The organism is Bradyrhizobium sp. WSM2254 (genome assembly GCF_000472645.1).
Taxonomy (GTDB): domain Bacteria; phylum Pseudomonadota; class Alphaproteobacteria; order Rhizobiales; family Xanthobacteraceae; genus Bradyrhizobium; species Bradyrhizobium niftali.
Map to the genome: position 1 here is coordinate 1 of NZ_AXAB01000018.1, position 13,883 is coordinate 13,883.

At 55.6% G+C, this 13,883-nt stretch carries 11 protein-coding genes and 1 pseudogene; 9 read left to right on the forward strand and 3 right to left on the reverse strand.

What is annotated here, in order from left to right:
* Window positions 1–76 precede the first annotated feature (76 nt).
* The 9 genes and pseudogenes from A3M7_RS0113040 to A3M7_RS0113075 all read left to right on the forward strand — a co-directional run.
* Window positions 77–601, forward strand: a pseudogene (locus A3M7_RS0113040) (phosphonate ABC transporter ATP-binding protein); the annotation flags it as partial.
* A gap of 259 nt (window positions 602–860) precedes the next feature.
* Complete coding sequence (locus tag A3M7_RS0113045) at window positions 861–2,432, forward strand: porin (RefSeq protein ID WP_049823384.1); 1,572 nt, start codon at window positions 861–863, stop codon at window positions 2,430–2,432.
* Between the two features lie 38 nt (window positions 2,433–2,470).
* Window positions 2,471–3,373, forward strand: coding sequence for a metallophosphoesterase (locus A3M7_RS46420; RefSeq protein ID WP_084302105.1), 903 nt, complete (start codon window positions 2,471–2,473; stop codon window positions 3,371–3,373).
* A gap of 152 nt (window positions 3,374–3,525) precedes the next feature.
* Window positions 3,526–3,741, forward strand: a complete 216-nt coding sequence (locus tag A3M7_RS51230) for a hypothetical protein (protein WP_084302107.1) — start codon at window positions 3,526–3,528, stop codon at window positions 3,739–3,741.
* A 237-nt stretch (window positions 3,742–3,978) separates the two neighbouring features.
* The gene (locus tag A3M7_RS0113055) at window positions 3,979–5,418 is read left to right on the forward strand and encodes an ABC transporter substrate-binding protein (protein WP_198033738.1); all 1,440 of its coding nucleotides are present in this window, start codon (window positions 3,979–3,981) and stop codon (window positions 5,416–5,418) included.
* Window positions 5,415–6,479 carry an ABC transporter ATP-binding protein gene (locus A3M7_RS0113060; protein WP_084302109.1) on the forward strand — a complete coding sequence of 355 codons (1,065 nt, stop codon included), beginning with the start codon at window positions 5,415–5,417 and terminating at the stop codon, window positions 6,477–6,479. Before A3M7_RS0113055 ends, A3M7_RS0113060 begins: the two co-directional genes overlap by 4 nt.
* On the forward strand, window positions 6,476–7,465 hold the full coding sequence (locus A3M7_RS46430) for an ABC transporter ATP-binding protein (protein WP_084302110.1): 990 nt from the start codon (window positions 6,476–6,478) through the stop codon (window positions 7,463–7,465). The genes A3M7_RS0113060 and A3M7_RS46430 overlap by 4 nt, the downstream gene beginning before the upstream one ends.
* On the forward strand, window positions 7,465–8,406 hold the full coding sequence (locus A3M7_RS0113070; protein WP_027544355.1) for an ABC transporter permease: 942 nt from the start codon (window positions 7,465–7,467) through the stop codon (window positions 8,404–8,406). The genes A3M7_RS46430 and A3M7_RS0113070 overlap by 1 nt, the downstream gene beginning before the upstream one ends.
* On the forward strand, window positions 8,399–9,283 hold the full coding sequence (locus A3M7_RS0113075; protein ID WP_245284229.1) for an ABC transporter permease: 885 nt from the start codon (window positions 8,399–8,401) through the stop codon (window positions 9,281–9,283). The genes A3M7_RS0113070 and A3M7_RS0113075 overlap by 8 nt, the downstream gene beginning before the upstream one ends.
* A 125-nt stretch (window positions 9,284–9,408) precedes the next feature.
* Here the strand turns inward: A3M7_RS0113075 and A3M7_RS43995 are convergent, their stop codons facing one another.
* From A3M7_RS43995 to A3M7_RS0113090, 3 genes are all read right to left on the reverse strand, one after another.
* Window positions 9,409–10,188, reverse strand: coding sequence for a class I SAM-dependent methyltransferase (locus A3M7_RS43995; protein WP_049823352.1), 780 nt, complete (start codon window positions 10,186–10,188; stop codon window positions 9,409–9,411).
* Between the two features lie 292 nt (window positions 10,189–10,480).
* Complete coding sequence (locus tag A3M7_RS0113085; protein WP_027544357.1) at window positions 10,481–11,650, reverse strand: NAD/NADP octopine/nopaline dehydrogenase family protein; 1,170 nt, start codon at window positions 11,648–11,650, stop codon at window positions 10,481–10,483.
* A 33-nt stretch (window positions 11,651–11,683) separates the two neighbouring features.
* Window positions 11,684–12,778, reverse strand: coding sequence for a histidinol-phosphate transaminase (locus A3M7_RS0113090; protein WP_027544358.1), 1,095 nt, complete (start codon window positions 12,776–12,778; stop codon window positions 11,684–11,686).
* Window positions 12,779–13,883 lie beyond the last annotated feature (1,105 nt).

Genomic DNA, 13,883 nt, shown 5'->3' on the forward strand with positions numbered 1-13,883 from the left:
GGGGAATCATTCGAATGTCATCAAAAATTCATTCGAATGAATCCTGATCGTAACAGGGGGCTGGCACGGTTCCGACATGGACAGGCAACCACTTCTCCTCGCCAAGATTAGCCGCCACTTTGGCTCTAGGCTTGCCGTTAACGGAATCACTCTCACCATTCCGCCCGGCCAGTTCGTGGGCGTAATCGGCAGTTCCGGTGCGGGCAAATCGACGCTGCTGCGGCTCATCAACCGTCTCGTTGAGCCGACCGCCGGGCGCATCCTCTTTGGCGACACCGAAGTCAGCGCGCTCAAAGGGCGGGCGCTGCGTCAGTGGCGATCACGCTGCGCCATGATCTTTCAGCACTTCAACCTCACGGGCCAGCTCGACGTCCTTACCAATGTGTTGATCGGCACGGTCGCCGACTGTGCGACGGTGCCGGTGCTGTTCAAACAGTTCTCAGCAGAGCGACGACTTGCGGCCGCGAAGGCGCTGGACCGGCTCGGGCTTCTATCGCATGCCTTGCAACGCGCCGACACCCTTTCGGGCGGCCAGCAGCAGCGCGTGGCGATCGCCCGTGCGCTCGTTCAGTCGCCGGACTTCATTCTGGCCGACGAGCCGGGTCGCTCTCGGTTGAGTATTTTACCTTTTTTCCGAACACAAAAAGCGTGGCGGTCTATGTTTGCGCATCTTTGAGGAGTCGTCAGTGTTAAAGAATGTGAAGTCGTCAGTGTTGGAGAATCCGGTCGGGTTGATGTTGGATAAGGGAGCCCGCGACCTGACATCGACCTCACGGCGGTCTTTGGCTAGCCGTGATGAGGGTCGGTCCACCCCGATCGCGAGATTGGCCAAGATCCGGCCGTGCTCTGCATTGAGTGGCGTGAGATATGGTGCGAGTGCATATTGCGCGAAGGCGATTAGGCAAGCCATACTGACGTCGACGGCAGGATTAGTCGCTCTGGGTGGAGCGCAAGCGGCTGACATTCCCGTCAAGGTCAGGCCGGTCGAGTACGTGAAGATCTGCTCGCCGTATGGTGCTGGATTCTACTACATCCCTGGCGCTGACACCTGCATCAAGTTGGGTGGTTACCTGCGCGCTGATTTGCTGCTGGGCAGCAACAGCTATGTCGTGAACCCGGTTTCCGGTGTCGGCGCTGCGCACAACCGCCTGAGCAACTACTACACGACGCGATCCAGAGAAGACCTAAACATCGATACGCGGACCGCGACCGAGTACGGAGTCGTCCGCACATTCTTCGATGCGACGTTTACTTGGACGGCGGGTGGCTATGCGGGTGCCGGCACAACTGCTTTGAACGGCTCGACGGCTTATACTGGTGCTCCGGCCGGAACGAGCGGTTCTGGCTCAATTGCTGGTGGTGCGCTTGGTGTCTACTTTGCCTTCATCCAGTTCGCCGGCTTCACGGTGGGGAAGGCGATCTCCCAGTTCAGCTCTCCTTGGACCAATTATCCGGCCAACATCTTCGACGGACTTCCAGGCAGCGGCAGCGCCGTTACAGGCGTCAACCAGATTAGCTATACTGCTGATTTCGGCCAGGGAATTGCCGCGACGATTTCGGCTCAAGACCCAACTGCATACTACCAGACTAACATCTGGAACACGACAGGTGCTACCGCTACCGGTATCCTGACGGGTGCTTACGGGACGCAGAATTTCGGTGGCAGCCGGGCTCCTGACATCGTCGGCATGGTGCGCGTCGACCAGGCTTGGGGTCTCTTCCAGGCGTCGGTCGCGGCCCACAATAACCATGCGGCGTACTATGGAGCGACAGAAACCAGCGGGGCCCCCGGTGACAAGTGGGGCTGGGCTGCTCAGTTGGCGTTGTCCATCAAGAATATTCCGACCGGCGCGGGTGACTCGATCAACTTACAGGGCGTGTACACCAACGGCGCAAGCATGTACGATATCCAGGAAAACATGCCGAACACGTGGGCTATGTACGGCGGCACCCGCCGCGTTGGTGCGTACCAGAGCATCGGCTTCGCTGGCGTTTCCGATGCCGTTTACTCTGGCATAGCAGCGACAAACGGTACGGCTCTTGATCTTACCACGACGTACGGTTTCAACGCTGGTTACAATCACAATTGGAATGCTCACTGGAGCAGCGGCGTCTACGGCGGGTGGGCAGCTGTCCGCTACAGCGGTGCGGCCAAGGCTCAGATTTGCGGCAGTGCTGGTATGGTTGCCCTTGGGCTGACGGGTGTCTGTAACCCTGATTTCAACATCGCAGCGGTCGGCACCATCACACGCTGGACGCCAGTAAAGAATCTGACTTTCTCGGCTGACGTGTTCGCCAGTTTCCTCGATCAAAAATACTCTGGCACAATCACGGCGCCGACTGTTGCAGTAGTTGCTAAGCCAGCTGCTGCGTATGAACTCAAAAACCAGGCAGCGTTGAGTATGCTCCTTCGCATTCAGCGAAATTGGTGAAGTGCTCTTAGGCAACGAAAGGACAGAAGGGTTCGCGCGTGGGCCGCCATTATATCATACAGATCTCTGATCTTCATCTCAGCGAGAGCCGAGCCTACAATCAGGTCGGATGGGAAGCTTGCCTCCGATACATCGCAAATGACGAGCCCGAGCTCGTCATTTGCACCGGAGACCATGTTCTCGACGACCCAGACGTCGAAGACGATCATGAATTCGCGTTCCGGCAACTGTCGCGACTAAGAACACCATTCGTCGCTTTGCCGGGAAATCATGACATTGGTGACTGTAACCCGGCTCCGTACCTAGGGCAGCACGTGAATCGCATCCGCTTGGCGCGTTATCGTCGCATATTCGGACCTGACTGGTGGTCACGTGAAGTTGGCGACTGGCGCTTATTAGGATTGAACTCGATGCTTCTCGGCTCCGGCCTTGCCGAAGAGCAAGCGCAAAGATCCTGGATGCTGGAGACCATTCAAACCGAAAACTCCCGGCCGACTGCCGTCTTTCTTCACAAACCGCTTTTCGTTGAGCAGCGCGCAGAGCCTGATGTGCCAGACATCTGCGTCACCGCCTATGGCCGAGACCGACTGCTGAAGGATTTGGACGGCGTGAACCTGCGTCTGGTAGCTTCAGGGCACAATCATCATTATCGCACTCTCATGGTCGACGGCGTTCAATTCGTCTGGGCTCCTAGCACCGCCCAGATCCTCAGGATACCGCGGGCGTTCCGGGCACTCATGATACCCGGCTTGGTTCGATACTGGCTCGACGACAATGGCTCGATCGAATTCGGGCTCGAGCAGCCTCCAGGAATGGAAGCCTCCGACATTACGGACATGCTAGACCGATACCATGCGATGCGATCGGCGCCTCTGTTGCCATGGCAAGCCGGACAGATTCCATTGAGATCAACTGGTGTCAATATTGCGATCGGACAATGATGATCGTCGATGTTGTCGCCCCCTAAAGGCATCGCGAGATGCTTCCAGATGACTTGGCGTAGCCGAAAAAAGGCTTCGTATTTACGGTGGTCGAGCCAAATCGCCAGGATTCCGGAGTGTCGTGTAGCCGGCCGATATCATCACCATCATTCATGGTCATCCCGGAGGGCGGCGAGTTGGCGGTGGCTGATTGTGCAGACAAAATCCAATCGAAGCGATCCCTCTCTGCAGAAGCGGATGGGGGCTGCCCAGCCGGCAATGCGAACGAGACAGACCTTTCCACCCGATGCTGTGATCAGATTGCCACCGCCACGGAATCGGACTCTGTGCTCTCGAAACCTGGTTTGGGCAGCGATGAGTGTTCATGATCCAGTGTAACGAGATGACGCGTACCCTTGCTCTGACGAGTGTTGCGTAGTTGCCCGCGCGAGCCCAACGATTCTTTCAGCTTCTCTAATACGAAAGGAACTTCCGTGACCTCCTTACGAAGCCCCTTATGTGCCGTTGCAATGATGGCAGCGTCGGCCGTCTTTTTCTCCACGAGCCTGGCCCTAGCGGCTGCCAAACCCAATGTGGAGGTTGCAGTAAATTCCCTTGGCGCGAAGATGGATCCCGCCGATATGCCGCTCGCGACCGAACTCCGAGTGTACGGATCTGTCTTTGATACACTCATAAAGCGAGACTATGCAGCCGAGGCAAAGACACCTGGAAGCGGCGTTATACTGGCGCCATCATTGGCCACCGCGTGGCGTCGCCTAGACGGACGAACCGTCGAACTGGACCTTCGCAAAGGTGTGAGATTTCACAATGGCGACGAGATGACAGCGGACGACGTCGCCTTCACATTTTCACCGGAAAGAGTTTTCGCCGACAACGCTATCCTGCCGGGAGCCAAAAACTTCTTCGGCTGCTTCGAACCCGTCAAAGTACTCGATCCCTACAAGGTGCAAATCCGAAGCTGCAGCGATGACGCGACCCTCGAGCTGAAGCTGGCACACTATTCAGCCGGCATCGTCAACAAACGTAGCTATCTCGCAATTGGTCAGGCAGCGTTCAAGAGAGCGCCCATCGGTACCGGGCCCCTGAAGTTCGTTCAATGGCAGGACGGGAATTTCATCAAGTTTGCTGCGTTCGACGACTACTTCGGTGGCAGGCCAGCGTTCCGAGACATCACATTCCGCGAGGTTCCAGAAGCCGCCGCACGCGTAGCCGGTTTGGTCTCCGGGGATTACGATCTGATTACTCAAGTCAGCCCCGATCAAATCTCGCAGATCGAAGCGGATCGCGACCTCAAGGTTCTGCCGTCTTTGTTGGACCAGATGCAGATTTTGTGGGTAGTTGGCAACAATCCCGCTATTGCCGATAAGCGGGTCCGACAAGCCATGGCAAAATCCATTGATCGTCTGACGATCGTTAAGGCCCTGTGGAGCGGTTATACCGAAGTTGCAGATCAGTTCCAACTTCCCGCGCTTGGTTCTCTCTACGACCCTTCGCGCACTGGATTTAGCTACACTCCCGAAGAAGCACGCAGCCTTCTTAAGGAGGCACACTATGAAGGGCAACCAGTTACGATCCGCGTGCTAGCGAACTATTACGTCAACGGAGAAGCGGTGGCTCAGGCAATTCAAGCGATGTGGCAGAAAGTCGGCCTAAACGCAAAGCTGGAAATCGTCAACAACTGGTCGCAAGCATTCGCACCAGGCGCCGCGGCTGTTATGGGCGGCTGTGGCTTCGAGTATGCTGCTCCGGAAGCGCTCGGCTCCTGCTTTTTCGGCGAACGAGCATTGACCCGGCAGCGTGGATTCCCTGACGGCATTGCCGGCGTTGATGCGCTAGCAAAGCAGCTCACCACGACGGATGTTGACGCGCGACGATGGATTTTCCAAAGGATCGTCACTATATTGCAGGAGGAGGTTCCTGCCATTCCACTCTATAGGACACCCCAGTTCTTTGCGGCAAAACGCACGATCGTTTGGAAGCCATCCTCCGACTTCAGAACCGATTTCCGACCGGATAGTTTTGCGCTCACTGGAGCGAGTCAATGACCCTCGATGTTCTGCATCGGATAAGATCCGTTCGATCGAGGAGGCGCGTTCACCCAGTTGTTGCCGAACAGGCATCTCCTGGTCCCGTTCCGCTCCTGGAGGTCCAAAACCTGAGCGTCCATTTCGGCAAAGGAGAGGCGGCGCAGTCCGCCTCGGTCCGAAATGTGTCCTTTGCGATCCAAAAGGCGGAATGCGTTTCAATCGTCGGCGAAAGCGGGTGCGGTAAGAGTTCGCTCTGTCACGCGATAGCCGCACTCACAACGGGTGCTAGCCATATCGAAGGCAAGATCTTACTCAAGGGTCGCGATGTCCTATCTTTGCGTGATTCCGATTTGCAGAAGATGCGAGGCCGGGACATCGGGATCATATTTCAAAACCCTACACAAGCCCTAAATCCGGTTCGGCGGATTGGGTCGCAGCTGTCGGAGAAACTGGTGCTGCACAAAGGCTTATCTCATCGACAAGCAATGCTGGAATCTGCGAGGTTGTTGGAGATGGTTCAGATCTCCGGCGCAGCGCAAAGGCTTCTCCAGTACCCGCACGAATTGTCCGGGGGGATTTGCCAGAGGGTTCTGATTGCAATGGCATTGGCTTGTTCTCCGAGCCTATTGATCGCCGATGAACCAACTACCGCTCTCGATGTGACGACACAGGCAGAGATCCTATCCCTGCTTGCAAGGTTGCGCGACGAACTGGCTATGTCAATGATCCTCGTCTCCCACGACCTGGCGGTAGTGGCGCGTCATTCCCAGCGCATACTAGTCATGTATGCTGGCCGCATCATTGAGCAGGGTTCCGCGTCGGTTCTGATTCACAGCCCGGCGCATCCATATACCAAGGCGTTGCTGGACTGCATGCCACGGATCGATGGCGACCGATCGAGGATGGCGACTATTGAGGGCCGAGCCCCGCCTCCGACCTTGGATCGGGGTGACTGCCCGTTCGTAGATAGATGCGGCTTCCGGCAGTTCAAATGCACGATAAGCGAACCCCAACTTGCGGACTTACCCATCAACCGTGGTGTCGCTTGTCATTTTCCACTTTCGACGGCCATACAATGACCGAGGGCAATCTCGTCGAGCTCAAATCGGTATCGAAGTTATTTGCATCGAGGGCTTCATTCTTTAGCCATCGCATCACACATGCGGTCAGCGATGTTACCATCGCGATCAAATCGGCTGAGACGCTGGCTCTTGTGGGGGAAAGCGGTTCAGGAAAGTCAACAACAGGACGTTTGGCGCTCGGACTGTTGAAGCCTTCGACTGGTTGCGTCGAATTTCAGGGAACGGATCTTGCTTCGCTCAACCAGCGTCGGTTGCGGGCTGCCCGGCGCGACATGCAAATGATCTTCCAGGATCCGACTGCGGCGCTCAATCCAAAACTGACGATCGGCCAGCAGATTGAAGAAGTCATCTTAGTGCATGGTCTTGCTGCTACACGAGCAGATCGACGACGCCTCGCGACGGAAGCGCTCGAAGCAGTCGGCCTTGGAGGCCACGCGTTTGCCGCACGGTTGCCAGGTGAACTGTCCGGTGGGCAGCGACAGCGCGTGGTCATCGCAAGAGCCTTAACTCTCAATCCCAAATTTATCGTCTGCGACGAACCGGTCTCGGCTCTGGACGTCTCAATTCAAGGGCAGATAGTCAATCTTCTTGTCGATTTGCAGCGCCGATACAAGCTAAGCTACCTGTTTATTTCTCATGACCTCCGAGTGGTGCGGCACATAAGCGATCGTGTCGTTGTCATGTATTTGGGCCGAATTGTTGAGATCGCCCCCACCGAACGATTCTTTCACGCTCCGTCCCATCCCTACAGCCTGGACCTTCTTAGAGCTGTGCCTTCTCTGATCGTTACAAGTGGAGAGTCGACCGCGATCGCAACAGCACCCACAGGACCGGCGACCGACTTACAAGGCTGCGCATATCGTTCCCGGTGCCGCGCCGCTCTCGCTTCATGCGCTCACTCTGTGCCTCAGCTCAAAACGATCGCGAACGGCCATATGGTCGCATGCCATCACGTTGGAAGCGAACCGCCTAAGGACCGATAATGAGCGTAAGATATATTCTGACGAAGCTTTGTCGAGCGTTTGCCACCTTACTCTTCGTGGTAACATTTGCTTTCGGCGTGCTCCGGCTGGCGGGCGACCCTATACAAATGCTGCTCCCAAGCGAGACACCACTAGATGTTGTAACGGCCTACCGTACGCGGTGGGGACTAGATCAATCGCTATCTACTCAGTATCTCACCTACCTAAGCGGACTCCTTCACGGTGACTTCGGAACGTCCTTTAGAGAAGGGCGGCCAGCTTTTGGCATTGTCGTTGAGCGGATCCCCAAGACTCTCGAGTTAGGTCTTGCCGGACTTCTGGTGGCCTTGGTGATAGGCATCCCGGCGGGGTGCGTTGCCGCCATCAACCGTGGACGACTGATCGACCGTGCGGTGATGTCTCTTGCCGTTATGGGACATAGCATTCCGACGTTTTTTCTAGGAATATTGCTTATCCTTGTTTTCGGATCGTGGTTGCGATTGCTGCCGAGCGCAGGTAGTGCCGGCTGGAGCAATCTGATCATGCCGGCCATCACTGTGGGAACCTGGAACGGGGCAACCGTTGCCAGATTCACACGCTCCGCGATGGTCGATGCTCTCGAAAAATCGTATATGAGAACGGCGATCGCGAATGGCATCCCTTTCTGGATGCGCTTGCGAAGCCACGCTCTGCCGAACGCCGCCATTCCAATTGTCACCATTGTCGGGCTACTGACCGGTCAAGTCCTAGGTGGTGCCGTTGTGGTCGAAACAGTATTCGCTTGGCCCGGTGTCGGACGACTGACGGTTGCAGCTGTTGCTGCACGCGAGATTTCGGTTGTCCAGACGGTTGTGATTTTGGCGGCGTCAACCGTGATAACTGCGAACCTGCTCGTTGATGTGGCATATGGTTTCTTAGATCCGCGCATAGGTGGCCGGAGCATCGGAGCTCGAAATGGCTAGAGATATGGCTGCCGAAATATCTGGCTTGCGAATTGAGCGGCGACTCTGGCAGCGAAAGCCGGATCTGCTCACCATGTTAGCTTTGCTGTGCTTGGCGTCTACAGTGCTGATCGCGATTCTGGGCCCTTGGATTGCGCCGGCCGATTTCAACGATCAGAATTTATTGGCGCGATTAAAGCCACCGCTATTCGCCGACGGGACCACAACCCATCTACTTGGGACCGACGAACTCGGACGGGATGTTCTGAGTCGGCTGCTGTACGCCCTGAGGATTAGCCTCGGGGTGGGACTTCTCGGAACGGCTATCGGCGCAGTGTTTGGCAGCCTCCTTGGGGTTCTTGCAGCACATCGTGGGGGACTAGTAGAGGAAGCACTCCTTCTCATCATCGATTTCCAAGCCGCCATTCCCTTCATGCTGTTTGCGCTGGCCGCTCTTGCGCTTTTCGGGAATAGTCTCCTGCTGTTTACGATCGTCCTCGGATTGTACGGATGGGAAACCTATGCGCGGCTTGTTCGAAGTATGGTTTTGTCCGCCCAGGGACAAATCTATGTAGAAGCGCTACGCGGGCTGGGATTTCATCCTCTGCGGATATACTGCCTTCATGTGTTGCCTAATATTGTAGGACCTTTGCTCGTCCAGACTACAATGAGTTTACCGGGCATCATTCTGTTGGAAAGCAGTCTCAGCTTTCTCGGGCTAGGAATTCAGCCGCCGCTTGCGAGCCTCGGACTTATGATTGGTCAAAGCCGTCTTTATATGGAAACCGCTTGGTGGTTAACGCTCGTTCCGGGCTTGGCGATCTTTCTGACCGCATGGTCTACTGCCATAGCCGGCGACTGGTTACGAGACCGGGTCGGCGGGAAGGCTTCTTTCTGACCTGTCAACAATCTCGTCCTTAGTCGAGCAGGCGACTACAGTGGCTACTCAAAAGTGTGAAAATGAGCATCGCGGCCCGAATGCTCAGAAAATCAAAAGTGAAAATATCGGCGTGACTATCCTGGCTATTGGATGGATCGAAAAAGCCAAATATGTGTCGTGTAGCCAAGGTTGAGGACGGGAAGCGGCGAGATCTCTTGCTCTATCGCCTGGCAAATCTCCTCCCATTTTTCAAGGGATACCTGGTCGCGGATATCATGCGACATCTGCCACATGTCCATATATTTCTGTTTCGATGTCGTCTCGCGGTGCCACGCTTGCAAGTGGGTTGGCTCTGAGAAGCCCTGAGCCGTGGCGAACGAGCTTGGCATCGATGCCATGACCTCACCTATGCGCTCATATACTCGCTTTATGCCAGGAACAGCAGAACGAATAAGTGCATCGATTGAGCGCTGTAGTGGATCGTGTTGAAAATCACGCAAAGACCAAATTGCCGCGAAATAGCCTCTGGGCTTCAATATGCGCCGAAACTCCCGGAGCGATGGCTCGGGCTCTGTCCAATGGAAGGCATCAGCCATCGTGACCCATCCCACCGATGAATCGGATAGATCTGTGTTTTCTGCCGTTGCCTGAATCCAGGTGAATTGATTAATGTCCTTTCGACCTTTTCCGATATCGCGCATTGCACTATTCGGCTCAATGGCCCACCCCTTGAAGCCAAGGCGGTCTAAGATGGCCGTGAGCGTACCGGTACCAGCACCAATGTCTGCAACACTACAATCTGGAGCCGAATCTCTGACGAGAGTGGCGACCTGCTCCATAAGTCTTTCGTTGTGCCCGTAACGGTGCTGATAGGCAGCCGCAACCGCGGTGAACGCAGCACTGTTAGCTTGCGAAGTCGACATGTTGATCCGGTCCTATGTGCGTGACGTCTGTCCACTGGCTTTTGCGAGAATCATGGCGCGGCAATGCTCCAGTCAGGACGACTCCTGCAGAGTCCAGGCGTCGCAGGTGCGGTCCAATCAATAAATCTATAACTCTCCCGCATCGACATATTTTCCTGCAGGAGTGCAAGTAGTGCTTCCACAGCCCTTACATGGCCACAGCCTTAACTATCAGCCAGTTTGGCAATCCGGAGGCTTCCGTCACAGTCATGCGGTGGCATGTTGCAGCTGATAACGTGTCCCCGCTGGAGGTTTACACTACGCTCGATGATACGCCTCCCTGCGATGGATCCGTCGCTCCAGCAAAAGTCCCCGGCGGCTCAAGATAGTCAACTGCACTCCCGAAGGTTGGATCGGCAAGTTCTCGAGACCAGTCATCTATTTCCTCAATCAGAGCAACGGTGATACCCGCACGATCTGCGAGCTCCCTCAAAATGCGGATGCCGAACTGGGTATCTTCGGTGAAGATGCGATTGGTCTGATCAAGCAAAAGGTGAGATCCCTCGCGCTTCAATGGCACCATCCCCTTAAGGGCTTTGTTGGTCCGCAACATTGAATAAAGTGTTGATGAATCCCCGATCTGACCACCATAGCGCTCTCTCATTGAGACAGTGATATCCTTGACGCTGCGAAGGCGCGCCCCAGTCCGTGATCGATAGGCGTCGACGAGCAAGAGCTGCTCTGCCACACACTGTTCGATGTAGCGCGCTCCGGCGATAGACAGATCATGCCACCAGTGCAGGCGTTTTGGAAATGCGCTCGTCTTAAAGGGACCAGCCGGTCCGATTAGCGAATAAAGGGCGGGAACATGGAGGATCGGATTTCCCAGTGACAGCGTAACCTCAAGGAAGGATTCGAGGCGAACGATGGGTCTTGCAAAGAGGACCGAGAGCAAGTGATCGCCAATGTCTTGTTCTGTCGTCGGCGTTCCGTCTGCATAGGCGACCTCAATCGTCTCCGATCCGATACCCACGTCGACTCGGACTCCACGCCGCAGATTGTAGGCATTGTTCGGCGTATCACGCAGCCCGAAAATGATACAGTTGTCGGGCAAAAGCCTACGCGCCATCCAGTCGAAGCCGCCATTTCCCGGAATGGAGCCGACATAGAGTCTCCGACGGCCATGCAGATAAGGCGCGATGGCGCGGAGGACGGACGGACGGACATGGGCCGGTACTGTCAGGGCAATAATGTTTGCACCGAGGACCCCTTGACGCGCCTCCGAGGTTATCGTGTCGGGCCGCTGAAACATCTGAGTGCCGTCAGAGAAAGCCGCGCAAATTCCTGCGCAAGGCATCCGATTGGTCATTCCCACAACATCCGAGGTCAAGACGGTCACCCTCGCGCCGCTTCCTTTGAATAGAACGGCGCTCAAGTGGCCGATCCTTCCGCCGCCACATATGCAAACATGGATGTCGCTCATGCTCGTTCTCCAGCCAAGGTCATCTGCTTGCGTTTAAACTAGCGACGTCTCTTTCAGCGCCTCGACTAAGAGCCGATTGTCGTCCGCAGTACGGCTTGCGATACGCAGGAATCGCTTGCCATCTTTAAGCGTCTTTCCGCCGTTGTGCCTGATCAACATGCGTTTGTTCTTCAGGATATTTTCGGCGATCACACCCCCGTCAGGCCAATTGGGCGGAAGTTTGCAGAATACGAAATTTGCGTCCGGCTTCAGCACTCTCATTCCATCGATGCTGAGAAGATCCCTGTATAGTTTATCCCTGTCGCTACCTACTCTAGCCCAACTCTGCTCCGCTTCCTGCGTCAGGTGAGGAAGCTTGCTCAGAAAGAATTCAGCGAACGTATTGACATTCCACGTGGGAAGGGCGGATCTCATATCCTGCATCAATTCAGTATTTGCGGATGCCGCGTACCCGATCCGTAGGCCGCATGTTCCGTAAATCTTTCCCAGACTTTTTAGGATGATCACGTTGGGAAACTTGAAGAGATGATTTTCTAGACTCGCACTTCGTCCGGCCTCGCTGAATTCGATGAATGACTCATCGAGCAGCAGGAGTTGCTGTTGAGTGCGAAGCGCTGACGCGAGATACAGCAAATCCTCGCAGGGAACCATTCTTGAGGTCGGATTATTCGGCGATATCACGATCGCGCCATCGACACCGTGTGTGCGCGCGAATGCTGCGTAACGGTGCACGTCGAGTTCGAAATCCGGCGGTGGTAGAATAAAGCGTGACAGCCGACCCGGTAGGGCGAACGTTTCGTAGGGGTTGAACGATGGGACCGGGACCGCAATCTTCATACGCAGTCGACCGAGGAGAATGGGAATCAGTTCGGCTACGCCGTTACAAACGATAAGATTGCTCGCTGGTATTCGAATCGCGTCCGCAAGAAGCTGAACCATCTGTGCATTAGGAGAGGGATAGCAGGCAATAAGCCTCGGAAAAGCGTCTTTAAGTTCGTCAAGGAATGCCTGCGGCGGAAAATAAGGATTGACCAGAAGGACGAAGTCTTTGATGTCATACTTCCAATAGCCGCCGGGGAACCGATTGACGAGGTCATCCTTGTGGTCGGGCGTTACCTTGCGACTCATTTGCGATGCTCATCATTGGAGGGTCGCTATCGGTTAGCGCGGGGCTCGCGGCTGTATTTATTCACGGTGCAGCGTTTCTGGCGGCGACTCGTCAGCGCGTCGATACACGCCAACAGATTGTTGATGATGTTGCATGCCGAACTTCTTGTTGGTGAGGTGTGACTAGCGATAGCTCAGACTAATAGTCATGTGCTGTCGTCTCGATCAATTACTAACGTTGGTAGTTGATTGGGACTAGGCCGGTTGCGCGAAGGGACCAGAAGAGCAGTCGCGGATACTGTGCTTCTCGGGTACGAGCGCTCGGCTTGGTACTGGAATGCAGTCACGATAGCACAAATCGGATGAGGGTTCCTCATCGATTGTGGGCGCTGCAGCCGGTCACCTACGCTATGCGCCGGGCTGTTCCCATGCGGCGATCAAAATGCATCCCGTGTTCGACGCGTCGTTTTTGATCTATATCAACTCAACTAATGCCGCGGCTGGTACAAAAGCATGTTGTACTTCCGACGAATGTCGCAATCGCTTCGATCCTACCTGACGTACCACAGTCGATCTCTATTCAATTAAGTCCTTGTATTGACTTGTTGTATTCGCGAGCGCGGCGACTGGTACAACGCTTGCTGTCTTCATCCTAGGTCCTCGCAAGTTGTGGAGCGGCCCGTGTCCTCTTCATCAGGCAGGGCTTCGACTCGGCGCAAATCCACCTCTAGTCCGTGACCAACGCTAGCGCGGGCCGGCTGCCGATTATCAAGCGCTCGCCGCGCGAGAATCTTGGGGCGTGATCACCATTCCCACCATGAGCCATCTGTACGCCGCGGACTCTCCTACACAAGGCACTGACATTGGACGTGGGTCACGCTGTGCGGCACGCAGTTCGGGTCTTCAGTGGCCCTGGCTCGCTTGCGACGAACGATGCGGCCAGCGGCGCCCGCAAGCTCAGAGTGAATATGGTGTACCTGATCTCATCAATCACAAGCATACCATCGACACTGGTGTTGGGAGCCTGGAATCGCTAAGCCCTCCTCGGGCCTGTAGCCTAGCTGCGTTGCCAAGCGCAGGGCGCAGGATCTTGCCCAACGCGCGATTGAGGCGGAGCGACGTTCCA

What these genes read in the sequence shown, in the direction of transcription:
- A3M7_RS43995 (WP_049823352.1), bottom strand. Translation starts at nt 10,188, where the DNA reads ATGTCGACTTCGCAAGCTAACAGTGCTGCGTTCACCGCGGTTGCGGCT.
- A3M7_RS0113070 (WP_027544355.1), top strand. Translation starts at nt 7,465, where the DNA reads ATGAGCGTAAGATATATTCTGACGAAGCTTTGTCGAGCGTTTGCCACC.
- A3M7_RS0113055 (WP_198033738.1), top strand. Translation starts at nt 3,979, where the DNA reads ATGGATCCCGCCGATATGCCGCTCGCGACCGAACTCCGAGTGTACGGA.
- A3M7_RS0113085 (WP_027544357.1), bottom strand. Translation starts at nt 11,650, where the DNA reads ATGAGCGACATCCATGTTTGCATATGTGGCGGCGGAAGGATCGGCCAC.
- A3M7_RS0113090 (WP_027544358.1), bottom strand. Translation starts at nt 12,778, where the DNA reads ATGAGTCGCAAGGTAACGCCCGACCACAAGGATGACCTCGTCAATCGG.
- A3M7_RS51230 (WP_084302107.1), top strand. Translation starts at nt 3,526, where the DNA reads ATGGTCATCCCGGAGGGCGGCGAGTTGGCGGTGGCTGATTGTGCAGAC.
- A3M7_RS0113060 (WP_084302109.1), top strand. Translation starts at nt 5,415, where the DNA reads ATGACCCTCGATGTTCTGCATCGGATAAGATCCGTTCGATCGAGGAGG.
- A3M7_RS0113075 (WP_245284229.1), top strand. Translation starts at nt 8,399, where the DNA reads ATGGCTAGAGATATGGCTGCCGAAATATCTGGCTTGCGAATTGAGCGG.
- A3M7_RS46430 (WP_084302110.1), top strand. Translation starts at nt 6,476, where the DNA reads ATGACCGAGGGCAATCTCGTCGAGCTCAAATCGGTATCGAAGTTATTT.